The sequence below is a fragment of the Halioglobus japonicus genome (assembly GCF_001983995.1).
GTDB lineage: Bacteria > Pseudomonadota > Gammaproteobacteria > Pseudomonadales > Halieaceae > Halioglobus > Halioglobus japonicus.
Genome location: NZ_CP019450.1, coordinates 1905285 through 1932038, shown reverse-complemented (window position 1 = coordinate 1932038; position 26754 = coordinate 1905285). Strand labels below are relative to the sequence as shown.

The following is a 26754-nucleotide window of genomic DNA, read 5'->3' as shown; positions in this document are numbered from 1 at the left end:
CTCTCCCTAAAGCACCAGGCCAGCAAGGATGGCCGAGTTCACCAAAGTCTGTACCCAGGTCTGTGCCTTCTCGGTGCCATTCATGCGATCGACATTGAGCGGCACATAAATTCGCGCCCCTGGGCTGACAGTTTTACGCGCAATGCGTGAAGATGTGCGGCTGCCTTTCACATTCAGAACCTCACCGTTAGCCTGAATGACATAGGCGTGCTTGATCTGCCCGAGAATGGTGTGACCACCACTAAGTTCTATGTAATCACGGATCTTCCTATCTCCACGGTAAAGATGAGAGGTGGGAACATAGACCTGCCCCGCGACCTGGACATAATCCGGTTCAACCGGTATGTGCAGGCCATCGCCATCTTCCAGTACCAAGTCGTAACGACTCTTACAGGTCATAACGTTCTCCAGATCAATGACCATGCGGCCATTCGCCTCTGCTTTCTGCAGCTGCTGAATGGCACGCAGGTAGTCCTGCTTCCCTGCCCATTCGTGTGAGGATTTCTCGCGATTGTTGAAAGAGTGAGACAGCGATAGTTCGACCATGAGGTCATCAAGTTGAGCGTGGAGTTCGTCAATGGTCTGTTGTTGCATATCGCGAATGGAATTTCGGGTAAAGACCGCCCCAAAAATGTAAGCTTCCTCACTCACGCCACCTGCCCTGTCCAGTACCTCGCACAGCGTTTCGCCACGATCGATGGCGTATACACCGGGGCGCATGACTTCACCGCTGAGTGTCACTGTTGCCTGCTCGAACCAACCCATTTTCTCGCTGAACGACAATTGGTCCATGCGCTGCAACTGGGGGTTATGCAGATCATCAGCATAAACAGCGACATATTCAGACGGCGACCCCTCACCGAGAGCGACACGTCTAGCCAAGTCACAGATCTGCAACAAGACAACACTGTCGAGCGGAATGTGCTCTACAGAACTTTCGCCCTCCATCGTATGAGTAATCCGCGATAGCTCTGCAGTGACACCATAGGCTTTACGACTAAGACCGTCTGCAGCGCAGAGCAAATCGCTGGCGCGCATCTGCTCTACCAGGGGATAAACGCCGTCATAGCGCACCTCACCAAGCACAGTCACCAGACGCTCCTGCTCAACAAAGCTGGCCTGCTCTCTCAAACGCTGGAGCTCTTCAGTAAGAACTGTCTCTCGCGTTGCCTGCTCATCAAATACGTAAACCCGATCGCCGTGGGATAGCGTGGGATTGTCCTCGCCTTGAGGTTGCGTTCTGGCTGCGGCAATACTGAACGGGACGACTTGAATACGCCGACTGGGATACTGCGTGCGCGCAATCACCCCGTAAAATTGATCAGCACCCACAAGCTCGCCGCCGTTCATCGCCAGCACATCAAGCAAGCGGGCTGATTCCTGCAGTGGTAAAACACCGGGGAAACGGACCGCACCACGTGTTTCCACCAGCCGCGCCGGCCGGTAGTCTGTTGCTTGTAGTTTCATGTCAGCAACAACATCCGCCAGCGCCTGCTTACGAGACTGTGCTAGGCTGAATACCATCAGTTCATCGCGCGCTTGCAGTAAATGGTCAGCAGATCCACCAGGTTGCGAGAGCGCGGCCATTAAATTGCTGTAAAGAACCTCCGTGCGCAATGTTGCAGGATCTTCTCGGCGAATGAGCACGAAATCCACATCTGCCCCGGGCAACAATGCCTCGGCACTGGGAATTAGATCTGTAATGCGCATGCCGGTACGGAACTGATATCCGCCAGGGCGTTCCACCTGACCTGTAAGCAGCACCACATCGTGTAACTGATCTTCCAGAGGCAGTATTCTCAGGAAATCGCCATTACGAACCGCTGTAGCGCGAATTTCAACGTCGCCACCAATTTCAGCGAAGTCAACCAGTGTGCGGAAACCGCCTTTGCGAATCCTCTCGATATGAGAGTCAGCCAGCGAAGCGGTTGGCAACAATCCGCCCGCCATGTCAAGAATCTGCCCAAGTTGCTGTTCACCACGCAGCTCGTAGATAGCCGGCCGTTGCACTTCACCGCCCACGTACACAATAGGACCAATTGGCGGGACAAAAATAGTATCGTTATGTGCAAGGTACTGATCACCCCCGCTCTTACCGCGAAGAAGCAGGTCGTAGAGATCCAGCGTTACAATCCGTTTGCCGTTTCGCATTAGTTGAATATTGCGTAATGAACCACTGGACCGAACCCCTCCGGTCGTCAGCAATGCGTCGATGAGTGTCGAAAGGCCACCAATCGTGTAGATACCGGGCTGCATTACGTCCCCTGCCAGGCGGATTTGTATAGTCCGCAACTCGCCCATCGTGACCACGGCGCGAGTTCCTATCACTCGCCGCTCGAAACCCTCACTCAGCAATACCTCAACTTCATCAAAAGTCAGCCCCGCAACTTTGATAGGACCGTACTCTGGCACCAGAATGTCCCCCTCCCGGGTCACCGAGAGGGTGTACTCTAGGTTTCTTTTGCCATAGAGCTGTACGATCAGCGAGTCGCCAGGCCCAATACGATAGGAGGCCGGCACCGGTATCCCCGCAACCGGCTCCGACGAAGTCCGCACACTAGAGAACACGTCGTAACCAAACAGGCTTAGGTCATTATCGAGAACCTGATCGTTCTGCGTTTCTTCCAACGTCAGAGGACCCGCTTTCTCATCAGCAAGTGCCTCGTACTGCGATTCCTCCGGCTCGACCGCAAGGCTCGATGGCACCTCAGCGGATATGCCAATGACGATAGGGTCGTCCTGCCCCTTGGGTGCTGCGTCAGCCGCGGCGCGTAGTTGAGTCGTCTGCAACGATTCTACGAAGGGGACATAGTTGTCTTTCGCCTCGGAGGTGGCGACAGCAACAAGCATGAACACCGAAATGACGAAAAACGTTTCGCAGATGCATTTTGCGATTAGGGCTTGCATGAGCAACACCGATATTGCGATCAATACCTCTGTATCGGCAATTTTAGAGCCAGCCTCAAATAAAATAATTAGGCTCTATAAAACAGTCACTTACGATAGGCTCTGGCGAAAAAAGACTGATTTTGGGCGCACACGGCGTTGCAAAATGCGGGAGTGATCTACACATTGCTTTGCAATTTGCCAGACCTCATGCAGCGGAATACTCCTGCATCCAGGGTGGCGGATCGAGTTGCAGTTCGCGAAAATGTACCAGATCTCGCTGAAAATGCCGGCGCAGTGCATACTCACATTCCGGTTGCAATCTGGCCTCCTGGCCAGAGGATTTGCGGGTATTCCAGCACTCATAGAGGAATCGCAGACGGCCCTGTCGCTCCGCCGGTATACGCTGCCACAGTGAGTAGATGAGCTGGCGTTGACGCAACCATTCACGCACGCCATGGGGTATCCGGTTGCTGCCGCCACCTTTGTGCATGACCTCACCCAGCGTATCGGGGCGGAAACCCATAGGTAAACCAATAAACGTCATCAATCGGTCAAGGGTACTTTCGGGATCACGTTGCAGGTCCTCTGTGTACAGCACAAGCAACTGACTGCGATCAAAGTACTGAAGATAGGCCTGCAGCACCCTGCCGTATTCGCTCCAAGTCACATAGAAATCAGCTTCATCTTCATATCCCTGGCTATGATCAGGCACCGGCAGACAGCGGCTGCGCTGCAAGGCCTCGGGTTCCAACAGACGCGGCAGCACCTGATCAAGGGTTCGATATTCAGTGCCCCTGCGCCGCCCCATCAAATAATGCGAGCGGGTCCGCTGCACCGGATCGCGCAGAATCGCCACCAGTTTCACGTAGGGCATGAGCGCATGAATGCGCGCCGGCACATTGGGGTCACACATGTATTGCGGCGTCGCTTTGCCCCAGAAACGCCCATCATCATCGCCGAACTGCTGCTCTGCAAATGCCAGCCAGTCGCTCCAATCCCGCTCGGGTCCCGTGAAAAATGGCACCTCTTTTTCCAGTGGCATATTGATACCGGGGTGCTGACGCAAATGCTCGAACAATGTCGTTGTGGCGCATTTCTGCGCGCCAATGATGAGAAAATCCATGGGTTTCATTGTATCTCTCCCAACTGAACCAGGTGGCACCTGGCGAAATAGAGCGAAGCGAAATTTTTCAGTGCGAGCGTGGCACTCACGAGCCAGGCAATACCGACGGCTCCATAAAAGTAGCCGACTGGGCCGCCGAGCAAGGCAGCAAACGCGAGCGACATAAGCAACACTTTAAGCTCCAGCTGTGCCGCGCCGGTCATATTCATCAATAATCCGGGAAGACCCGTGGCAGCGTTAACCAACTGCCCGAACAAGAGCGCGTACAGAAAAGGTTGAAGAGCTTCGGGGGGGAAGTTAAACATCATGGTCAAGGGCCCTTGGAGCACAACCAGCATCGCAGCCAAGGGCAGGAAGATACCCATCGATAAATACTGAGTGCGACGCAGCAATTCTCGCAATGCCGAAACATTCCGTTGCTCACCCGCCCGCGCAAATGCAGGGCCAAACACTGCGGCCATCAGTACCAGCAGTAAAGTGACCAGGTTCACCAATTTGTGCGCCACCGAAAACACACCGATTTGTGCGACGTCGGCAAACCAGGGAAGAAGAATAAATGGCAGCTGTACAAACACAATGGCCAGCACACTATTGGCCCACAGGGCTCGCTGTTCGCGCTGGTCTTCGTCAACCTGCGCCTTGTGTGAAGTGCCTGCCCGGGTGATCGACAGGCGCTTACGCAGTAGTGCACCGGTCACAGCGAGCGACAATCCGAAACCGGTCGTGCCCGCTATCAGTAACAGCCACGATGACAGGGCGATACCCGCTGACCAACAGGCCAAACAGACCATCAGCACCAGAATCGGAGGCCCAAGGCTCTCAATGCTAACGGCCGCCAATGGCGCATCCGTACCCTTTAGGGCTTCCACGTAGATACGCAGCAACGCAAACAGCGAAGCAGATACCACCACGGCAAAAATCAGCCAAGCCAGGGGTAACTCGCTCGTGCTCCAGTCCGTGGCCTGCAACAGCATCATCGCCAGAATAGAGATCGACAGAATCCATAGGGCCGGATAGCGAATCCGTTTCGATGCAACGCGCATCTGTTCACGGCAATAGGAATGGTCACCGCGGTCAAAACCTACCGATATCACCCGCATCATCCGCGCCGGCAAGCCCTGGGCCAACATCTCACCCAGGATACAGGTCCAGGAACTGAATAACTGAAATAGGCCCAGACCCGCAGCTCCGGCGAGGTTGGCGATGATGAGCTGACAGAGAAACTGGATAGCCACCGCCGCACACCGGCTCGAGGCCATCATTGCTGCAGGAACAAATCGCATCCACTCGCGCGGCAAACTCCGCTGCGACTCATTCACCGCCTCAGACGACATTGGCGACTTCATTCTCTAGTGACACCGCATCACGCTTCAACGACAGTGCGTGATCCATATCCCGGTGCATACTTTCGAAAAGACTTGCCCACGTGTAGCGCTCGCCAATGAGTTGGCGGGATTGCGTTCGCAGGGTGTCCCACAAAACAGCATCACTGAGCAGCTGGTCAATCTGCGACGCCATATGGTCCGGCGCTTCACTTACCATCAGATGCACACCGTTGCGGATATCAATACCTTCTGCACCCACAGGTGTGGTTACGGTCGGTATTCCGCGCGCCATGGCATCAAGCACTTTTACCTTCATACCACTGCCGAACAGCAGCGGTGCTACAGACACTCGGCTATCGCGATAGATGTCCTCCAGGTCGGCAACAAACCCAGTCAAGGTTATTCCCGCGTGCGCCGCAGCCGCATCGACCAGACGTGGATCAGGGTTCTTGCCGACAACATCGAAGACCAGGTCGGGATGACAGGGCTCCAGGCGCGGCCAGACATGCTCAATAAACCACAATAATCCCTGCACATTGGGCTCCCAGCTGAGCAGCCCAACGTACATCAGTTTCTTGCGCGTGCGTTGAAAGCAAAGTTCATTGCGCTGCAGATAGCTATCGTCGCCGAGGTGGAAAGTTGGACGGATACAATTGCCGGATACACCTGCATCGACGAGCTCGCGGGCATCACTCGGGGCGGCGAACACGAGATCGGCCTGGCGGGCCACACTGGCTTCACAGCGCCTCACCCGAATAGCTTCCAGATAGGAGGCGACCCGCATAACCGGATTGCCAGGCAAGCTGGCGTAGCGCTCCCAGATCTTAAAATAGGCGTTGTGCGCATGGTAAACAACCAGCCCGCCGTAGCCCTGCGGCAGGTAGGGATAGACTTCGTAGTGGTCGAGGAAAATCACATCAAAATCATCGGCCACATCGGCAATTCTGTTGCGCAGTACGCTGTCCATTGTGCGCCGTACATTCAGCGGTATGCCCTGTAAATAACTGATCAATAGATTGATCGCGCTGCGTGGGACATCGACAGACACATGCACGTGCTCGACACAGGGCGAGGCCGCGTGGAATTCGTCAACATGGCTCGCATCCTCGCCTTTAAGCGGTGAAGCGAAGGTGACCCGGTAGCGCTTGGACAGCGCGTGCAGTAGCTTCATCGATTTAACCTTGCCGCCACTCTGCATGGGATAGGGTAGCTCCGGAGAAACAAACAACAAGCGCTTCATGCCCATTCCTCCTGACGGCTGACACCGTACCTGAGCGCCGACGCAAAGACCGCGCGCTCATGCTCCGGCGTTAACTTAAGATTGGACTGCACGTGCAGTGCCAATGCTTCCGGGGCAACCTCAATCGTGCCATTCAGCAGCCCCTGCGCCTGGTGGTCAAACCAGCAGCAGTGGCATAGATCCGTCGCTTCAGGGAAATGACCTGCGGTCTCCAATCCCAGTACGTGCTCCGCGAAGCTGCCGTAAAGAATGTATTCAGAGATATCGAGACTTCGCGCAAACACAGTGTGCCAGGGGCGACCGGTTACCGACTCAATATGTGCGTGCAGGGCCACCAGATTGCTTCTGCGCCAGGTGATGAGCTGCCCCACATAATCGCTGCCAAAATAGTCACGTGACTCACCAAGCAGCTCAGCTGCCCGCGCGCGCCAGCGCAAGTGGCGACCTTCGTTCATTGAGCATGGGACTCTATGTAAGCGCAGCTTTCCGCCGCTGAAGATGCGCTCTTTGGCCAGCGGTCGAATAAACTGCAGGTCAGAATCCGCGAAGACGATTAGCTCGGCGCCCACCGCTTCACTGATACTGAGTTTAACCAACTGCTGCATGACCCAACCGCGCAACGGCCAACCCCAGGCGTCTATCCAAAGCTTTTCACTAAACGGCAACTGTCGATAGCGACCCGGCACAACCGCCTCTACCGCCAACACCCTACGGCGATGGTTTTCCAGGCTCGTAAATGCTTCGCGATCTCGGCGAGGCACGAGCAGCGTGTGCACGATAGTAGGATCGACGAATTCGTCGATACTGGCACACAGCCGACTGCACCGCTCGAGGTCCGGACGATATGAGCAGGTGACAATCTCCAGAATTTCATTGTGGCGTGACATGCAAGATGCTCCCGCGGATTGCTACTGTGGCGAAGTGGATGCACTTGTCGTGCCACTACCTGGCGAGTGGCGATATAATTTTTTCGGCAGTCATATCATCGACTTCAGCAATTTCAGCGGCGACCCCACAGATTTACTGCCTCAACGGCGCCGTCCTTCCCAAATCACATCGCAATCTGCAATTCAGAGCGCTAGCACCCCGCCCGCGCACCCCACCAAAATCACCCAAAAACACACTTTATATATATAAATCATAGCCTTACAGGATTGGCATAGGCCTTGCGGTTGGTGTCCCACGACGCGCGAAATGCTCAGGAGATACACCATGGCCCGGTTCACTATCATCAACACCACACTAGCCGGCACTGGCGCCATCGATTCCATCGTTACCCGACGCCCTGAGCGCAACGAGACTGGCTACCTGGTCTGCAAACGCGCGATCGATATCGTCGGCGCTGTCTGCGCCCTGCTGGTCCTCGCTCCTGTGATTGCACTGGTGGCCCTGTGGATTCGCCTCGATTCTGCCGGCCCCGCGTTCTTCTCCCAGGTACGCGTGGGTGAAGGCAAGCGCGAGTTTCGCTGCTGGAAGCTGCGCTCCATGTACATCGATGCCGAGCAGCGCAAAGCCGAACTGGAAGCACAGAACGAAATGGACGGCGGCGTACTGTTCAAGATGAAGCGTGACCCGCGTATTACCCGCGTCGGCCGTTTTATCCGCAAAGCCTCTATCGATGAGCTGCCCCAGCTGTGGAACGTACTGCGCGGTGATATGTCACTGGTAGGCCCCCGCCCAGCCATTCCCAGCGAAGTCGCCCGGTACACCCCTTACGAATGTGGCCGTCTGCAGGTTAAGCCCGGCATCACCTGCCTGTGGCAGATCTCCGGCCGCTCCGACCTGCCCTTCGATCGCCAAGTTGCCCTGGACATCGACTACGCCAAGCAGCGGTCTGTGCTGCTGGACCTGGAAATTCTGTTTCGCACCGTGCCTGCTGTCCTGACTGCACGCGGCGCTTACTAAACACGCTTTACCTGCACACCAAACTCTCTGTAACAACAAACCCGAATGGATGATGACCATGAATATCGAACGCCCGACCACCGACCTCCGCCCCCAGAATGTATTCGATCGGGCCCTGCTGATTCCGATTCCAATCTCACCGGGACACTGCTGAACCTGAATGTCTCCACCTTTAAACAGCTGCGCTACATGGGTACATCCAAACAGCGGATCTGCGATGTACTGAACATGTCGGTCGCAAAGTACGACTACGTTAACGCAATCGCCTGAGGGCAAGGAGGTGATGTGAACAAAGACACATGGCGGCCTCAACCAGCCACTCACGCAGTAAAACAACAAACGGAACCCTCTGGGTCCCGTTTTGGGTTTATGCTAAACAAAAAAGGGCACCCAACGGAGTTTGGAGAGAGCTACTGAGCGAGGGATTGATCAGAGCGCGCTTTGGCGCGCTCTGACCCCTGCGGGGCGCCTTCGGCGTCTAAACTTCTCCGTGGGAGAAGTTTTTCGAACGGAGGGGGCGAACCAAGTCCTCGCTCTCCGCCATCTAAACAAAAAGGGCACCCCGGTGGGGTGCCCTTTTTGTTTAGATGGCGGAGAGCGAGGGATTCGAACCCTCGATAGGTTGCTCACTGTCGCCGAATGTCTCTATAAATCAGACACTTAGCAATCACGATAGCGACACTCGGCGTCACTCAGCGACCAGGCACCACACAAATTACCACACGACTTTGGTAGCTGGCAGGTTATGCAACCAGCCGGGCACGGCTAATCAGCCTGCCAGAACCAATCTCTGCCAAAGCCCGAGAGGTCCTCCTCCTAAAAAAAGCCATACATGGCCGCTAGGCCGCGACTTTGATGAATATGATGAGGACAGCACTATGGATACCAGAGCACAGGAAGTACCAGATTGGTCCAGTTTCGACGATCGATGTGAGATCACGGTACAGGAACTCCCCAAGTTAAGCGGGGAAACAGTGAGAATCGCTACCGTCACATTCTACGACAAGGAAAGCGGTGCGAAGACCTGCTTTGCCGGCGAGTATTCTCACGAGCGCATGGAAGACTCAATCACCAACATTATCCGACATGGGAGGCTCTGATGGTTACAGAAGAAGTTGTATTTTGCTTTGGTGACCGAGGAATATTCGCCGTTATGTCACTTAACCCCGTGAGAACACCGTATCTCACCTTTCATGCGGGGGCTGATATAGGGCTCCAAATAAGAGTTGATTTGGACAAACTACTCATCTATCACAATGAAGGAACGCAGTACATGAGAGTCGATACAGACGTTGCGACCTTCACTCTGTTTACAGATGAGTCGAAGATTCATAGATTCAAACATTTTCTAGAATCCCACATGACCTGAAACACTGCAGACTTAGAGAAAACATGGACGTTTTCTCTTGCTGAAAAGCGATCATCCTATGGACATCAGCCCAATGACAGCGAAGCATCGGGAGTTAATATATGCGCGATCGAACCGAATATCTTGACGAGGTAGAAAGTCGCTTGAGGAAACTTTTCAAGGCGTCAAAAGATGGATACAAGGCTTCTCCTCAGCAGAGGCATCGCCTTGAGGGGTTCATCCAAGCCGGGACCTTTATTGGAATCGCAAGCGGTCAAGAAATGGAGACACTGATGGACATGGTTCACCAGGAGGTGTTTGGCATGACCATCCAGGAGCGAAATAATGTCACAAGCGAGGCATGGGCATCGGAGACAATTGACTACAGCGAATATGAGGCACCTACCTACGACAGGAAGACATAGGTTAATTGCCGGTCTTTCCCGGCCGTCAACCGCTCACCATGAATCCCGGGGCTTATAGTGCTGCACGCCGATTGGCTTTCTGACTGGAACCTACCAGCCATAATCACAGCACCCTTCACCACCTTCATCAGAAGCATCGTCACAATACTATCGCCCCTCAACACCCTAACCAGGGCCAACCAAGGGCGTGGCACGGCAGCGCAGGTTATTGGCCCCACCTACGCTGGGGTAGTTCGTTTTCTGATCAGGCCGCGGCCTGGTCAGCAACCTCTAGAAGCCTGTGGTAGAGCTCTACCATGGCGTATGTATCCATCTCACAGTACTTCAACAGTGCCTCCCTGAGCTCCTCGGTACTGCCCTCGAGATCTCCCCGCATCATTTGCTCCAACTTGAGCGCAGCCACGTCTCCTGAGGCAACCTCCAATTCTGCGTATCCAGCGCCAGGAACCAACGCAGGCAGTACAGACTTAATGCTGAAACTCCCATGAAATTGGGGGTGGTAGACGTTGTTTCTCACGATCGGGAGAAGATCAACCAACTTGCCTGCAATAGAGAGGAGTTCACTCTCCAGCTCAGGGCGAACATTAACCAGTCCCTTAATACAGGAACGCTCAAATCCTGCGTTGTAGGCAACAACTGATGCCGCGCCTTCACAGGCGTTCACAAGCGCCTCAGCCAAAGCTGACCTTGGGTCGCCTCCGGGTTCAGCAAGCCACTCGTAGTGCTCTATCGACCCGTCAGCGGCCATCACGTGGCAGCTGAACTGGACAGGGACCTGGGTATACGGGCTACACCCATCCCACTCAGGTATGGCCATGGACACGGTCTCGAAATCCAGAAACGCAGCTGGGAAGGACAAAGTGTTCAATTCACCCCTCAGGCCCTGCTCTATGACAATCTGATCCGTACGGACTGAATCGACCTGTCTCGCCGCCGTGGCGCTGAGTTTCACCTCAGCCCCAATCTGGTCAACCGTGTGAACTCCTTGAGCTACCAGGCTGCGCGCCTTTTCCTTGCCCAATCGGTAAAGGGTACTGACGTGGTGCTCAGGCAGTTCCGGGACACAACGTGCTTTGAAGGGACAGTCTCGCGGAGTATCACAGTGACCCCCGGGCTCGATTTCCGGCTTCTCCTGAATCATGACCAATTGAAGCCTCCGCTCCAGCACTGCCAAGTCAGCCAGCAATTCCTCCACCCTAGTCGTGACGTCTTCCGTGGCAAACAAATTCGACAGGTCGGGGTATTTGCAATCCCTGTTCAGGAATACCACCTCCGCGCGCCCAACCTGCAAACCTGCTGCTCTGGCAGTCATCAGCTGAACAGCAATATCCGGGATATGCTCGTCTTTGACTCCCGTCGAGGACTTCACTTCTCGAATTACCCACCCATCTGCCTCAAGCTCTAGTATGTCGATGGCAACAAAGGTGTTCTCATGCTCGAAGGCAGCCTCGTAGATCACGGTGGTGCCCGCGTCTATCGCTTCCTGAGTCAATGCACACTTCTTTTCGTACTCGTATCGCTCGCCTTCAATAAGCAGCCCGCCTGGATAGTAGTTTCTGGCGACATTACCCACCCGCGTACCACTGTCCATTCGTACCCGAGCGACTTCGTCGATCTCGAGTTCAGGCGCGTTCTTCTCGTTCACTTTGAACCACAGCTGCAGCGGACACTGGTGGCCGGCCATGAATCGGGTTTTTGAAAGTACTGGTCCGTTAGTCATTTAACTCTCCTTAGTAATCCCATTATTTGGATAAAAGCCCAGGGTTAGCTTCAATGCACAGTAGCGCCGACGGGAACATCGGCATCTTCGGCCTCGCAGCTATCCGCGGACTCCTCCATTGCGTTAGCCACGGCATGGGTGATCCCGGTCATCACCACAGGGAAAACTGATATGCTCCCCTCGGTCACCTTCAAACCCAGCTCAGTAGCGACTAAGCTGAGCGCGAACGAGATATCACTGGGTTCAGCGCCCTTCTTCACCAGCGATTTGGCAATCGCCCTGACCTTGCGACAGATCTCTTCCTGCTCTTCGTTCATATTCCCTGTGCTCGACTGTTCAGCCTATGCAACCTCAATGGGTGCAATCTCATCCAAGTGCGGCAATGACGCCGTGGAAAGCCCCTGGAGTTCGCCACATATACCAACCACATTGACGGTAATCCTTTCCAACTGGCCCTCTCGCTTCTTCCAGAGCCTCTGCATGGCAGCCTTCTCCCGCTCCAGGTCATCCCGCATGGCGGCATACGCGTCCAGCACAGCCCTCACCTTCTGGGCGAATTGTGCTGAGCACACATAGTCGTATAGCGCTTCTATCTTCTCGTTTTTACCCGATGAAGCAGTCTTCTGGCGAAACGCTTCTATGAGGATGGCGCGAAGAGCATCGGCAAGCGGTTTGGCAAACTCGGGCCTCACAAGCCATATGCCGTCGATCTGCGTGAAAGGTTCATCGACATTTGCCGGATAAGCTGTGCTGACCAGCACACCGATCTCGCCGCCGACAGACTGCTGGTCGTCCTTGAGCTTTGGAATCCATTTATTCGACCAGTTTTCGGCGCGTTTGGTCTCCCAGACGATCTTCCCGGCGCTAGCACCGCTTCTCAGATTGACCGTCTGGATTACGTCAGCACCCCGAACGCCTTTTGACACAGAATCAATCGAGTCGATCGGGAAGGATTGGCTAAGGACATCTTCGAGCTCAAGCTCCAGAACCTCTCCCTGGAGCTGCTGTGACCCCTGCTCAAGCTTACGCTTTAGGTCTTCATTCGCCTGGTGGGCATCGTCGATCTTCTTGCGAAGCTCCGCCTCACGTAGCTGAAATTCGTTCCCAAGCTCTGAACGGAGTGCTTGCTGCTGTTCCTCCAACTGCCGTTGCAGATTAAGCTCGAGATTCCGCTTGTCATCGTCGAGCGCCTGTTTTGCCTTCCTAAGGGCCAGTTCTCCCTTGCGGAACTCTTCGAGCTTTTCGTCCTTTTCGGACAGCTGGGTTTGGAGCTCATCGAGCGCGTCCTGCGCTTCCTGCTTGGCTTCCAGGACAGCCTTTTCTCTCTCCTTGATCAGCTTCCCTTTAACCTTTTCGCGATCAGCCTCCGCTTCCTCGAGCTTCTCGCTGAGCTCACCGAGCTGCTCATCAAACCGGGTAGCCAACTGGCGCTCGGCCTTCCTCAGAGCACGGGCTTCGAGTACCTCACGCTCTTCGCAGAGCTTTTGATCGTACTCCTCCTCATAGCGCTCTATCAGGTGATGAGAAATGCCCTGGACCAAGGGAAATTCGTGGGAACAGTCCGGGCAAGTCACAGGATCGTTGGGGTTAATGACTATCCGTTGGCTCATTATATTTTCTCCACTATAGATGATATTTACATCTACACTGCAGATAGCGTGCCAACTTTATATCTGTATGTTTTTATTAGTTATTTTTGGATCCGACAACAGAAACTAGCTCATAGGTGATAATATTTCATATGCCAATACAATTTTTATTATGCGAATAGATACATACCTACGTTCGCCTCCTTGCCGTACCGTGTAACCCAATGGTGAGCCGGCATATTGGCCTGCTCCAATACACCTTGCACGCCAAAAGTCATTGCGGCGCTTCAGATTCTTACTATTGCCCGCGCAATATATGGAGAGCACTTTTGGGTCTGGTCACGGCTACGTAAGCAGCATGCGCCTCCAGATCAACATCAAGGTCATAATGGTCAAAGCAAGGAGCAATCACCACATCAAACTCTAATCCCTTTGTTGGCTTCGGCACCGTAAAGTGCACGTACAGTGGCTTGTTTAGATCTCGATTATCTTCAGAATACTGACTCTCTCGGAAATTGGCCTGAATATCATCTCGAAGCCCGCTTTCAAGCTCCTTGGCAAGCTCGTTTGTCGGACATATCACTGCAATAGACTGACCCACTGGCGTACTGACTATTCGCTCTAGGATCTGGGTGCGCAACTCGCCTTCCGAAATAGTTTCATCTGTGAGCTCATCACCATAAATAGGCTCGGGGGTATCGCTTGGCGCCTCCAACCGAGAAATCGTCGCCCTAAAGTACGCCGAGTGATTCGCCAGGTTCTCGCACTGCCTCTTGTTGTCCAAGAGCTCCTGAACCTCCAACTCGTTCTCTGCCGCGGAAGGGAAACAGTCACTGAGGTCACTAACCTTCCCTTCGTAAAGCTGCTGCTTGAAGTCACCTACCACAGTCACTGCTTTGCGATCAGGATGGGATGCTTCACCCATTAGATATACTTCGATCTCAGAGAAGTCCTGGACTTCATCGATGAATACTGTCGAGTAGTAATGCGGACTAGATAAGTAGGCGGCAATACGCTTTTGATCCTGCTCTGAGTACTCATAGCCAGAGGACAGCATGTTGGTGATCGCGAGCAATATGTTCAGATCGGCATCGGACAATTTCGAGCCATTTACCCTTTCGACAATGCCATTGAGTTCAAAGTTCTCCGGCAAATCTGAAGCAAGCAGGTTTCCTATCGCCTCTCCATACCAATCAGAAAGCCTGGGCATGTGCTCGACTGTACTGTCCATGTAGAGGCACTGCCTGAACTGAGTCCGAACTCGATCACGGAACGTCTTCAACCAATCGGAGCCCCTCTTTGGGAACTGGCGGCCATTAAATGGCTGGAACGGAATCTCTATCTCGTCATCGCGTTTAGATCTCAGATGCCAACCTGAATCGTAGTAGTACCAACGAGCATCTTCACTGACCAGATCATAAAATCGCTCATATACCGTTTTTATGCGCCTGACAAAACCCTCTGCATAGAATGTCCTAGTGCCTCTTGTCAGGAGTTGCCTTTTCCAGACCAAGAAGGACTCTGTCGCGATTTCCCACGCCTTTTCTAGCAACTCTCGGTGATTGATCTTCAGCCGATCAATACGTAGATCTGTAATCCCGAGCCCGCGAATCCATTCCGTCTGCCCTGTGAGCTTGGTCTCAATCCTCTCCATGAAAATATTGACCACTTCCTTCTCAACGAGCCTGAGCCAGGCCATACTCTGTTCGAAGGGAAGCTCTTCAGCCTTGATCCGACTATAGCGACCATCCGCATTACCAGGCATCTTGAGGCTGAGAACCCCTCCTCGCTTGCGTAATAGCTCATTCTGCAACTCCTTAAACTCACGAACTTTCATTTGAGAGAGATTAAGATCAACCAGGGTCTGCTCAAGGTAATTTATCAGCTGCTTGTGGAGGACAAAGCCAACCATCTGCGACTTATCGTTGAAAAAGGCATCGTACTCATCTTCAGTTTCAGAGAACTCCGAAGCCTGATAAAGAGCCTTTACCCGCCCGAGAGCTACCGATGTCTTACCAGAACCCGCGATACCCTCGACGATGAGCAAGCCTCGGCGAGGCCGCCTGATTAACTCTTCTTGTTTGGTCGTTGTACGGGTATAGAAGCTCGAGCCCAGTGAAGCCCTGCTATCGCCGGTGAAAACTTCCTCGCCATCTGTACCGGTAGATTCGTCCAATACAGCATCGTCCAAGAGGCGGCTGTTCCATTTATCCACAGAGGCACGTACATGCTTCAGGATGAAGGCGGTGTCTGGATCACTTTCAGTTGAGTATATGAGGGAAATAAAATCGTCTAAGTGCCCTCTATCGTACCGCTCCAAAAGGTCAGTCGCGGTAACATGACAGGTACCAACGACAGGAAGCTCTACCTCGTCACCAATCTCCGCAGGAGCCAATATCCCAGCAACAGGTGCCAGGCGGTTCACTACCATCAACTCGCGACCATCCTTGTTCTTGATTACTGAACCATTGGCCTGGGCGATACGATAGACTCGACTCTTCCCGTCCTCGTCCTCAACATGAACAACCTTTCCGTATGCACTTGTACGCAGCTCATCAAGCACATTCAGCTTGGCCTGAGGGTTGACCTTCAGATCCATGTTTTCAGTAAGATTGAAGACGGCATCTCTTACATCAACAGATCTAACAAGTTGCCGCTGATTCTCAATCTCCTTTAGCAGGCGCTCTAGAACCTCAAGCTCCCGCTCACCTTCGTCGATCAATAATTGTTGATCAACCCCCAGTGACGTTAGTTCGTTCATGCTTCCTTTCCTCCGACTTTATGCTTCCGTGCCTTTAAGGAGCAGCCGCCCCTTAACATCTAACCGACTGGACTCCTTCACATACTGCTCCCAGGTCTCGTCCAGTGAGGGTTTGCGCATCATATCGATGTCCATTTTGCCCTCGCGGTCATCGTGATCGCTGGGTTCTTCAAATCCCCAGTCATACTTGATGCCAGCCCGCTCTGTAATCAGGTATCGTGGATGGATTTCTTTGGCGTTGCCGTTGCCCCACCACAGCACTTCGATCTGCTTTCCGGGTGGGATTAGCTCGCGAAACTTCTTCTTAAACTCCTTTTTCTCACTTTCGATACACACTTCTCTCCCACCTCTGATGGAGGAGGTATTAATTGTCCATTCGACTATATCGTCCCTGTCGGCGAAGCCGGACACTTCAATCATCTTTGATAGGGTCTTCTTGTAGCTGTCTCTGGGAGAGAAAAAGGGATCTACAATTTTTATGTGCCGGCTACCCCTTAACACTAACTCTGCTTTCTTAGCGAGGATTTCTGCCTTTCGCTTACATTTTTCGCCACCCAACTTGTCGAGGACATTCTCGTCAAGCTGGCTGATCACTATCGCATCTGTATTATCCGGATGATTCTCTGCATCAACTACCTTATAGAAGGCACCTTCCTGATGATCCTTAATGGCATGTTGGTACCACTCGTCTGGCACACAGCTCCGTTTTGTCGAAATCAACGCGTTATTCTCGAGATATATCAGCTTCTCAACAAGAATATTGAATTCCAACGATTCCTTCAGCTCCTCTGGAATAGAGCGCTTTACGAAACTTAACCAACCTGTTGGAAACTCCGAAAGAACCGCGCCCTTATTAAAGCCAAAGCTTCTGCTAAGATCGGAAATCCCCTCTACACTCGCTGCGACCACAGGATTCACCGCAAATTCACCGAGCAGCATCAGAAAAGCTCCTCGGCACGCTCAGCGAAGAACCCCTTAGGCCACCTATCCAGGAACTTGCCGTCCTGGGCAATCCGGATAGGTATCAGCCTAGTCTCACCTTCAATACAATCTACGTAGACGACTCCAATGTCATCTGGCATCAGCACCGGGTTGTTGTATTCAGCACTTTCACGAATTCTCCTGAGAAGCCGGAGCATGAGGTGTTCGCTGTGTGTTTCAAGCAAGAATGTTTTATGGAGCTGCTTCGCAGAGTGAATCAAGAGATCACCAACTGCAGCCTGCATACGGGGATGGACATGCAGCTCTGGCTGTTCAATAGACAGCAGCTTAGCCTTGTCCGATAGGGCAGCAACGACTACAGGCAGTATCTGAGATATTCCAATGCCTACATCTTCTGGATGAACGGCAATCTGCCGTTTCTCATCCCACAGAGTAATTCGGCTATCGGAATCCAGCTCTTCCAAAAGCGCCTTGATCTCCTCCTGATTCTGCTTAGAAGCGCCTGACTGAAGCAGCCCCATCAAACGGGAGCCCAGGGGTAGAATCTTCGACTCGCTCAGCTTTACTGTGTACCCAGCGAGAAGGCTAGTTTCTTGCTCATTCTCACCATGCATCCACTTGTTGACATCCGCGCGAAGCGACTCGTCTTCCATGAATAGCGCATCCCAGGCTGACAACCCATCGGCCCAGTTATAGCCCGAGCCTTTTCGAGGCTTGTAATCTCGCCCCGGAACCTGCCTGATGGGTCCCAAATAACACAGTTGCTGAAGCGAGGCAGAAGCTACCTCGAGAGGCCCGATTATCAAGGCAGCAAGCAGACCGCGGAACTCTGCTTTGACCTCATATCCCTCCCAATCCTCTACAGTCCAGATATTCGAAAGCTGAAGTGGCTTACCGACTTCAGGCAACGCGTCTTGCATTTCCATCAGGCCGATCATGGCTTGGCCATCATCGTCTAGATAACGCGTGTCGACTATGCGACTAAAATGCTCTGAATAAGAGCTCGATTCTTCTGACTCCTCCGACTCATCGCCCTCAGAAAGATAATGGTCCAAATAGAGCTCAGATAACTCTATACGGCGACAATCACTACTCGAGGAAATGGTCGCGAAATGCGCCCCATTGAAACCAATCATCAATTTCTTTACGTACGGGCGAGACAGCGTATCGCTCCAGGCAACAGTAAGATCAAGCGACGCATTCTGTATACGGCTTGTTGCCTCAGATATATCCATCAGCCGCTCATTTACATAATCTACCTGACGGCTTGCAAATAGATCGATATATGAAGCGGCCGCTTCTGACTCTGACAGATCGAGATGCCATAAATCGAGATCAATCCCAAGTTTCACTTCACGTTTCAAATCATGTTGATGCACGAACTGAGAGAAGCCGCCAAGGTCAATTGACCCTTCACCAAGGGACGTACCGTCAGCGTTTACAGCATGATGATTCAGAAGGTCATTGAGATAGTTCAAGGAGTGCAGGACAGTGCTCTTTCCCGAGCTGTTCTGACCATAGAAAAGGGTAATCGGGCGAAGTTTAAACTCAACTTCACGACCAATTCCTTTGAAATTCTCTATACGCAATAACTTTATGTTACTCAAACTCTTGTACCTATATATTCTCTGCCGTGCCGTCAGCTAAGGAAATTTTTCCAAGAAGCTCCAACCAGTTGCTAACTACGCCAATATCGATAGAACCGAAATCTCTCGCGCCACTAACAACCCTTTGGAGTAAACGAAACACTTCTGCCCTTTCGGCCCTTTCTGGATCATCTTCTGGTATATCGCTGTATGGCGCGAGCAGCCGATCCACCACCAATTGGTCATCACGATAATCGTCAACATTTGGCGCTATCAGGTAGCCTTTCATAACAACCACCCGACGTTCGAACCTTTGTGTAGGCTTCAAAATACCATCCAGATAGCTGATAACCTCGTCAGCGCAGCCGGTATCGCTTACATAGCGTTGGTATAGCTGCGGATTCTTATCTCTTACAAACAGGAGAGGTATAAGCAACGGTAAATCATTGTGATGATTGGAAGGTATCTGGGCGAATACGAGCCGCAGGCGTGCCAGATAAAGATTGATTTCACGCCAGTTGAGTTCGAAGGCTTCAGCTAGAAAGATGAAAGACTTCGCTGTTGTATCTAGATCCTGTCGCGCATTGCGGCGACCATCAACCGCGTTTTGTAAGCCCATATTAATGAGCATCGCGTTAACGTAGGCCGGCATCTCAGGTCGGGACAGGGAATAGTCGAGGTTGATAAAGCGCTTGAGATACTGCCTGGCATCAAAGTCGGCACCATATACGGCTTTGATACTGTGGCAGAGTTGTTCGGCATCCACTGAAAGTACAAAGACAATACCTTCGAGGTCAAAGATATGCTTGATACGCTCCAGGGTTTCAATGGCGTAGGTCGGACGGCAACGATCCAGTTCATCGATAAAGATAACCAGATTCTTTTGGTTATCTGTAAGCGTCGCCAGTATTTTCGAAATGGATTCCTTAAAGGCATCAATGGCTGATTGTTGGACCGAGAACTGGTCTACCAAGTCTGAAATACTGCCTTGGGCTAATTCCGCCAGGACAGCCTCATACTCTTCCTCGACATCGAGCGCACCGAAGGTAGCAGCCTTCACCCCTGCCTTAAGTACAGATTTTCCCAGCACTGGCAGGTATTTCTTTGCTTTGCACCAGGACTCCGTGACCACTGTATCTGATACAGACGCTTCCACGTAATCATCCAGCGTTGCTGCAAGAGCTACCAGCGGATCATCCGCATAATCAGTTTCCCACGCATTGAAATACAGCGATTGCTTACCCTGCTCTTCCAGATAAGCCCGGAGTAAACGCACAAACGTGGTTTTACCTGTCCCCCAAGGAGAATCCAGCGCCATCACCAGTGGCGCATCGACGTTAAGCAACAAGGGAGCTAGGCTCTGAATCTCCAGCTGCCTGCCTAGAAGGTCATTGGCAAAGACCTCACCCTGCTCTATTTCTATATCTGGCGTAGCGAGTTGCATATTCAGAGTTCACCAGCGAAGAGTGTCTGGCTTAGTGAAAAAAACAATGCATCGTAATCCTTCTCGTCTGCATAGCTTACAAACTTATCCATAACGAATGCTTCAATTCTTTCATACCTCTTAATCATATTCTCTGGCGGTCTTATCAGCTCGAATTCTCTGAGATCAGCCAGATTAATCCCGCTTTGAGCAACTCCTTTCACCTGTCCAGAAATTAGCCTCTGTGCAGGCCCGGTTAAAAGTAGGCTACGGATAAATGCTCTACTCTCCCCTTCAAGCAGAGGTATAATTGCGACTTCTCGCGTGACATTCCAACCGACTGCATAGTCTGGTACAACGGCTATTCTTCCAACAGTACCCCGGATACTGATTAAGAGCTCCCCTCCCTTCAAAACCGTGCGCTTGTATTGATCAGATATTTCTTGCGAGCACTTAATGACACCCTTTGGATTGAACAGATTTTCGGTGAAATCTGAAATGCGAACTAATCGAACCCCGTCATTATCCTGATCACCACGCTGCACCACGCCATAAGAGATTCCCCTCTCACTCTCAATGACTTTAGACAATCCTAGGGTATCCCATCCCTTCGAATTCGTTACTGGGTCACCGAACATATCCAAGAAAACGGCGCGGAGGAATTCTTCGGCGAGCTGGATGACTTGCCGCCGTTTGCGGCGGATGGCATCGGTCTTGTCGAGTATGGCGGCGATGCGTTTTTGTTCTTTCAGGGGTGGGAGGGGGATTTCTACACCCTTTACCAAATCAATATTTAAGTTCTTTACAACTGCCCCTCCGGCAAGTGCTGAGAACTTCCTATACATCGTTTCGCTGCCTAGTAAGTAGTAGAAATAGTCTGGAAAGACTTTTTCTGGGTCACTAGACAAAACTAACCAACCATCATGAATACAACCTGTCGTATTCATGATGTATGGTCTACCGAAGCTCATAGAGTTGGTAAGTAGAAAATCACCTGGCTTTACTAGCCTAGATTTCGACAGGCCTTCTTTACGTATTTTTTGTTTTGTTTCCGATATGTATTTTCCACCGTTACTGGCATCTTTAATTGATATCCAATTTAAACCGGCAGGATCTTCTGTAATATAATCCTTAATTGGCCGCGGCGACCCTCCTCGCGCGATTTCAAAAACTTCCCCTAAGGTCGTTACTGGGTAAGGGTTACTCACAGCATTCCCTCCAGCTCTTTCAGTTCCTGCTGTATCTCCTCCTCCAGCGCCATCAGGCGCCCGAGAATTTCCTTCGGCGGATCGTAGTGCTCCTCTTCATACACGACTTCCTTGTAGCGGTTGATGGACAGGTCATATTTATTGCCGCGAATATCCTCAGCTGGTACCAGGAAGGCTTTGGCGGTTTTATCACCCAGCCCCTCGGCCTTACCCGCTCGGTAGGCCTGCCACTTTTCCAGGCAGTCGGGCAGATCGTCCTTATCGATCCTGGTGCGCTTGTCATCCAGCGAGTAGCCATCATTCTCAACATCGTAGAACCAGACATTGTCGGTCTGGCCACCTTTAGTGAATACAATAATGGCCGTAGACACACCGGCATAGGGTTTGAAAACACCGGAGGGCAGACTGATCACTGCCTCCAGCTGGTTTTCCTCTATCAATAATCTGCGTAGCTGCTGATGAGCCTTGCTGGAACCGAACAACACGCCATCGGGCACAATGGTGGCCGAGCGTCCGCCCAGTTTAAGCATGCGCAGGATATGGGCGACAAACAGCAGCTCGGTCTTCTTGGTCTTGACCATGGCCAGAATGTCTTTATTGATCGAGGTGTCATCAATCGATCCCTTGAAAGGCGGATTGGCCAGTACCACATCAAAACAGTTTTCTGCCTGACGGGGCCAGTGGTCGTTGATCGACTTATTCAGGCTGTCCTGGTAGTGAATATTGGCGTGATTCACGCCGTGCAGCAGCATATTCATGCTGGAGATACGCAGCATGGTGGTATCGAAATCGAAGCCCCAGAACATATCCCTGGTGATATGGTCGCGGAAAGGTTCGAGTTGGTCGCCGACATAGATCGGATTACCGTCCTCATCCTGGCTGATCATGTCAGGGCTGGTGTGGGTTTTATTCAGGTACTCCATCACCCGGGCCAGAAAACCCGCGGTCCCACAGGCCGGGTCGCACACGGTCTCGTCAGGTTTAACGTCGAGCATGGCTACCATGAGGTCGATTACGTGGCGCGGGGTGCGGAACTGGCCGTTGATCCCTGCGGTGGTGAGTTTGCTGAGCAGGTACTCATACAAGTCACCCTTGGTATCGCCCGAGGTCAGGGGCAGCTTGTCAATCATCTCGACCGCGGCCTGCAACACCTGTGCGCTCTTGATTTCGAGATCGGCATCGGCCATGTATTCACCGAAGTCAGTTTCGGCCACCGTGACGCTGGCGAAATGAGGGAAGACGCTCTGTTTCACATGCGTGAGCATTTCACTGCCGGGCATGTTCTTGAAATTCTGCCAGCGTAACAGCTGACCTTCCTTGTCCTGCGGAAACACGCGGTCAAACGGTTGCTTGGTTCGGGCCGCCCGCCTTTCAGCTGTAGTCTCCTGGATGTCCAGCAGCCGAGCAAACATCAGGAAAGATATCTGCTCAATTACCGTCAACGGATTGGTAATGCCGCCCGTCCAGAACTTTTCCCAGAGCTGATCGATTTCGTTTTTCAATTCACCAGTTATCATTTAGCGCATAATTCCTGTAGCGTTACTTTTTCAGGTCAACCAATTCTCTGATGGCCCGTTGATCAGGCCTGTAGAGTGATGCGCGCGCACCACTCTTTCGCGTGGCGGCGCGCACAGCGTACCTCTGGTTAATCACATAATCTCTCAGCACTTCCTCGTCCGTCACTTCAATAGCTGCGGCCTTGGTGTTGCCATTATCAGACACCCGCCAACTACTTCGGCGGGTTTGCTGATCTTCCATTTGTACCGGCCACAACCGATCACCGTTCTCATGCAACAAATAGAAGGTCTTCGCAAAACGGTCGCTCATACAATCAACTTCTCCAAAACCTGGCACATTGCCATAACTAGTGCACCTCAGCTGAACCATCCGATTCAGGCCGCACATAGGGTGTCATTACCTTGACCAGATCCTCAGCAACGGTGTCGACAGGGAATATCCCATCCAAGCCCATTGCATGAAGGTGGGTAAAAGGTGCCTCGTATAATTTGCCCAGGGTGATATAACCATTGGTCGCGATATGCGTTTTCATCAGGTTAAGGAACTTCACCTGCAGGGGTGTCAGCTGCGGGTGCTCGTGCATAAACTCAGTAAAGTGGCCATCCACCTTCTCCGGATCAAGGCCAATGAGCTGACTGACGGCCTGATGCAAATCCTGCGCCTCAGGAAAAAAGTCAACGAGCAATGAGATATCCACACCCGGGTTCTGGGTGAGCACAAGCGATGTTAGGGATTCCAGCTCTGCATCAGTTACCGGCTCTTGGTTGTATATCTTCTGGAGAGTCGGATTCACATCAAACATATCCTCCAGGATAGTCTTGATACGAAACCGATAAGCCAGCGACTCGGTGCGAGTTAGATCGACAGTACGATCGTGCTCGCGGATTTCACCAACATCCTCTGTGACATCAATGCGGTGGATACCACCGCCGGGCTGCACAAGCGCCTGCTGATAGCGCATTATGCCCCTCAGCTCAGTACGAACCTGTTCCAGAGCTGCGAAATCCGCGGCATCCCACCACTCGCTGGTGCGCAACGCCTTAATAAGCGCATCCTTGTCGCGAACAGCCTTGATGGTAATCGCAAGCCGGTCTACCCGGGCAAGCAGTTCCAATCGCTTCTCTTCAAGGCAGGCAGCCCCCTTCACAAAGCAGAGCTGCAATTCAGCCATCAGACGATCAAAGCGGATGGCATCCTTATCGCTCAGCGTTCGCTGCCCCATGAGTGGCGCGATAGTCTCGCGTAGAGTAGAGACGGTTGCAGCCTCAAAGACCTCTACGATGTCGGGTTGTTGCAGAATATGGACGTCGCGCAGATTATCGCGTACTTGCACGCTGTTCTGCGGCAGATCATTAATGTCAGAGCGCATTAACTTGCAAGAAGTATCAAATGCGTCACGATTTCCCGCTTCAACGGCACCCTCTGCCAATTCCAGTCTGGCTTCAAAGGTCCATTGCAATAGCGACTTACGGGTGCCTGTATCAGCCTCCTGATAAGACTCGTTGAAATACTCAAAGTTGCCGTAGTGATCGAAGATCAGAAACTCGCGTTTATCCTTGCCAGGGCCAAACAAGTCGGGACACAAACGAGTACCGCGACCGATCATCTGCCAGAATTTAACCCAGGATTTGACCGGCTTTGCGAACACCAGATTTACCAGTGCGGGAACATCCACGCCCGTATCGAGCATATCTACCGATATTGCAATTCGGAAGTTATTGCCAGGCTGCTTGAACTCATCAATAAGCGCCTCGGCACGAGGCACTTTGTTGTGAATGACTTTACACACGGCGTCCCCGTACTGGGGGTACAGCTCTACAAATGTCTTCTGTAGTGCCTCAGCGTGATTCTGGTTCACGGCGAACACAACTGTCTTCCCAACCAGCGAACCGGTGTCATCCCTGAGACCATTGTTAATCAGGTTTTGCAGGATGATACGGTCTGTATCTTTATTGAATACACGCTTTCCGATGTCCTTACCCTGATAGTTGAAATCCTCAGCATCGCTGGTCTGCTCGTCAAGCTGCTCACGCTGCTCCTCACTCAGCGCTTCATACTTGATACCTTCGCGCAAGAAACCGGTGGTTAGGTCCTTGACCCGAAACGGTACCAAATGAGGCGGCACATTATTGATGGCTTGCTCAAGGGTGTACTCGAAAGTCGGGTCCTGATTCTCGCAACCGAACAGATCAAATGTGTTACGGGCAATAAACTTGACCGGAGTAGCGGTAAGCCCCAGTTGAAGAGCATCAAAATAGGTGAACAGGTCCCGGTATTTGTTGTAGATACTGCGGTGGGACTCATCCGCGATAATCAGGTCGAAGAAACCCACATTGAACTGCTCAAAACGGTTCATCATGCCCGGGTAGGTGGCGACATAGATACGGGCATTGGGATCGACCTCGCCGCCAGCGCCAATGATGCAGCGGGTTTCACTCGGCAGGTGGGTTTTGAATGCATCCCCAGCCTGCTTTCGCAGTTCATTACGGTCGCAAAGAAAGAGAACCCGCTTCAACCAACGTTTGCGCAGCAACAGCTCAACAATTGCGATAGCAACCCGGGTTTTTCCGGTGCCCGTGGCCTGTACCAGCAGAGCTTTGCGACGCTGCTGCTGAAAGTGACCGGCAACCGTCTTTATTGCCTCGATCTGGTAGGCACGGTCTGCAATGCTGAGATCGGGGTTGTCCTGTTCCGGAGCTGGATCCCTATGACTACGCTGGAAGATCAGGTATTCGAGTGATTCCTTGTCATAGAAACCGTAGACCTTACGTGCGCTGTTGTACTGAACATCATCCCAAAGATGTGTTTCGTAGCCATTGCTATAGAAAATGATGGGGCGCTGACCGGTCATTTTCTCGAGGCCATCGGCGTACATACGCGCCTGCTCACGGCCCAGACTGAGATCAGCGCCTGATTTTTTGGCTTCAATGACTGCCAGTGGTAAACCGTTATCGCCCCACAACACGTAATCGGCGTAACCAATACCCGATGCTGTGGGCTGATGCTGGACCTCAAATTCGATACCAACCTCGTCGGTATTGCCAATATCCCAGCGAGCTTTACCCAGCAGGGCATCGATCATCAGAGTCCGGGTTTTAGCTTCATCCCAGGTCAGCGCTGCTGACGCACTTTGACTCGCACGCAGGCTCTGCTCACGCTCTGCACTTGACGCGGGCTCCGCATCGAGCTTCGCGCGCAATGCATCTAGCTCCGCAAGTAAACGTTCAACCTCATCAGCCTGCTTCTCTGCCAACTTCTTGTAGCTGGTTTTTTCCCTTTGAAGGGACTCGGTATCAGCAATATTTTCCGGTGTTTGGAACTCTGGAATCGAATCCAGGCTAACGCCGTAATAGCGGATAGCCAGATAGCTGGCCACCTGATGCGCAATTCCCAGAGCGATTTTCGCAGTCGAAGTCTCGGCAGGCTCCCCGTGCGCCGGTCCATTACCCTGGATGCGCAAATAGTGCAGGTGGTTGAGCAGGCTCCTATCAACCACCTCCATAAAGGCGTCGTTTTTCATCAAGTCGATAAGCTGTGGCCTGTGCAACTTGGGGAGCCGTTCCTGGACATAAATATCCTTCACTACGTACTCAGCAAAACTACGCAGCTTTACCAGGGCGCTTCCCGGATCCACGTACAGATGAAACTCAGCCAGCCCTCCAAGGTCGGCAAGTTCTTCTCGGTAGGGGCGAATCAGCTCGAAGTTAATTGATTTCATAGTTTTAATATCGTCCATGCTGCCCCTAGAGCAA

General features: G+C 52.4%; 20 protein-coding genes. 4 read left to right on the top strand and 16 right to left on the bottom strand.

Features of this window, described 5'->3' with window-relative positions:
• Window positions 1–6 precede the first annotated feature (6 nt).
• The 5 genes from BST95_RS09055 to BST95_RS09035 form a co-directional block, all read right to left on the bottom strand.
• Complete coding sequence (locus BST95_RS09055; protein WP_229801662.1) at window positions 7–2907, bottom strand: SLBB domain-containing protein; 2901 nt, start codon at window positions 2905–2907, stop codon at window positions 7–9.
• Window positions 2908–3094: 187 nt separating this feature from the next.
• Window positions 3095–4021, bottom strand: coding sequence for a sulfotransferase family protein (locus tag BST95_RS09050; protein ID WP_084198991.1), 927 nt, complete (start codon window positions 4019–4021; stop codon window positions 3095–3097).
• Window positions 4018–5247, bottom strand: coding sequence for a lipopolysaccharide biosynthesis protein (locus tag BST95_RS09045; RefSeq protein ID WP_169843893.1), 1230 nt, complete (start codon window positions 5245–5247; stop codon window positions 4018–4020). Before BST95_RS09045 ends, BST95_RS09050 begins: the two co-directional genes overlap by 4 nt.
• 88 nt (window positions 5248–5335) lie before the next feature.
• The gene (locus tag BST95_RS09040; RefSeq protein WP_084198989.1) at window positions 5336–6577 is read right to left on the bottom strand and encodes a glycosyltransferase; all 1242 of its coding nucleotides are present in this window, start codon (window positions 6575–6577) and stop codon (window positions 5336–5338) included.
• Window positions 6574–7464: a DUF6492 family protein gene (locus tag BST95_RS09035; RefSeq protein ID WP_084198988.1), complete on the bottom strand. Its 891-nt coding sequence runs from the start codon at window positions 7462–7464 to the stop codon at window positions 6574–6576. The genes BST95_RS09040 and BST95_RS09035 overlap by 4 nt, the downstream gene beginning before the upstream one ends.
• Window positions 7465–7789: 325 nt before the next feature.
• Between BST95_RS09035 and BST95_RS09030 the strand changes: the two genes are divergently transcribed.
• The 4 genes from BST95_RS09030 (at window position 7790) to BST95_RS09010 (ending at window position 10255) form a co-directional block, all read left to right on the top strand.
• Entirely contained in the window at window positions 7790–8482 is a 693-nt protein-coding gene (locus tag BST95_RS09030; RefSeq protein ID WP_084198987.1) for a sugar transferase, read from the top strand.
• Window positions 8483–8527: 45 nt separating this feature from the next.
• Window positions 8528–8752 (top strand): hypothetical protein, encoded by a 225-nt coding sequence (locus tag BST95_RS09025; RefSeq protein ID WP_084198986.1) that lies wholly within the window; start codon window positions 8528–8530, stop codon window positions 8750–8752.
• Between the two features lie 608 nt (window positions 8753–9360).
• The gene (locus BST95_RS09020) at window positions 9361–9582 is read left to right on the top strand and encodes a hypothetical protein (protein WP_084198985.1); all 222 of its coding nucleotides are present in this window, start codon (window positions 9361–9363) and stop codon (window positions 9580–9582) included.
• A gap of 370 nt (window positions 9583–9952) precedes the next feature.
• Window positions 9953–10255 (top strand): hypothetical protein, encoded by a 303-nt coding sequence (locus BST95_RS09010; RefSeq protein WP_084198983.1) that lies wholly within the window; start codon window positions 9953–9955, stop codon window positions 10253–10255.
• Between the two features lie 244 nt (window positions 10256–10499).
• On the opposite strand, the gene BST95_RS09005 is transcribed toward BST95_RS09010, so the two are convergent.
• The 11 genes from BST95_RS09005 to BST95_RS08955 form a co-directional block, all read right to left on the bottom strand.
• Window positions 10500–11975: a DUF2779 domain-containing protein gene (locus BST95_RS09005; protein ID WP_084198982.1), complete on the bottom strand. Its 1476-nt coding sequence runs from the start codon at window positions 11973–11975 to the stop codon at window positions 10500–10502.
• 50 nt (window positions 11976–12025) lie between these two features.
• A complete protein-coding gene (locus tag BST95_RS09000; protein WP_084198981.1) occupies window positions 12026–12292 on the bottom strand; it encodes a hypothetical protein in 267 nt (88 codons plus the stop codon).
• Window positions 12293–12316: 24 nt separating this feature from the next.
• Window positions 12317–13585 carry a DUF2130 domain-containing protein gene (locus BST95_RS08995; RefSeq protein ID WP_084198980.1) on the bottom strand — a complete coding sequence of 423 codons (1269 nt, stop codon included), beginning with the start codon at window positions 13583–13585 and terminating at the stop codon, window positions 12317–12319.
• A 277-nt stretch (window positions 13586–13862) separates the two neighbouring features.
• The gene (locus BST95_RS08990; RefSeq protein ID WP_084198979.1) at window positions 13863–16325 is read right to left on the bottom strand and encodes a UvrD-helicase domain-containing protein; all 2463 of its coding nucleotides are present in this window, start codon (window positions 16323–16325) and stop codon (window positions 13863–13865) included.
• Window positions 16326–16343: 18 nt separating this feature from the next.
• Window positions 16344–17264 carry a hypothetical protein gene (locus BST95_RS08985; RefSeq protein ID WP_084198978.1) on the bottom strand — a complete coding sequence of 307 codons (921 nt, stop codon included), beginning with the start codon at window positions 17262–17264 and terminating at the stop codon, window positions 16344–16346.
• Entirely contained in the window at window positions 17264–18874 is a 1611-nt protein-coding gene (locus BST95_RS08980; RefSeq protein ID WP_084198977.1) for an AAA family ATPase, read from the bottom strand. The genes BST95_RS08985 and BST95_RS08980 overlap by 1 nt, the downstream gene beginning before the upstream one ends.
• A 10-nt stretch (window positions 18875–18884) precedes the next feature.
• Window positions 18885–20297 carry a KAP family P-loop NTPase fold protein gene (locus tag BST95_RS08975; protein WP_084198976.1) on the bottom strand — a complete coding sequence of 471 codons (1413 nt, stop codon included), beginning with the start codon at window positions 20295–20297 and terminating at the stop codon, window positions 18885–18887.
• 2 nt (window positions 20298–20299) lie between these two features.
• Window positions 20300–21484, bottom strand: a complete 1185-nt coding sequence (locus BST95_RS08970) for a restriction endonuclease subunit S (RefSeq protein WP_084198975.1) — start codon at window positions 21482–21484, stop codon at window positions 20300–20302.
• Window positions 21481–23001: a type I restriction-modification system subunit M gene (locus BST95_RS08965; RefSeq protein WP_084198974.1), complete on the bottom strand. Its 1521-nt coding sequence runs from the start codon at window positions 22999–23001 to the stop codon at window positions 21481–21483. The genes BST95_RS08970 and BST95_RS08965 overlap by 4 nt, the downstream gene beginning before the upstream one ends.
• Before the next feature lie 22 nt (window positions 23002–23023).
• On the bottom strand, window positions 23024–23311 hold the full coding sequence (locus BST95_RS08960; protein WP_084198973.1) for a hypothetical protein: 288 nt from the start codon (window positions 23309–23311) through the stop codon (window positions 23024–23026).
• A 37-nt stretch (window positions 23312–23348) separates the two neighbouring features.
• Window positions 23349–26720, bottom strand: a complete 3372-nt coding sequence (locus BST95_RS08955; RefSeq protein ID WP_084201115.1) for a type I restriction endonuclease subunit R — start codon at window positions 26718–26720, stop codon at window positions 23349–23351.
• Between the last annotated feature and the right edge of the window lie 34 nt (window positions 26721–26754).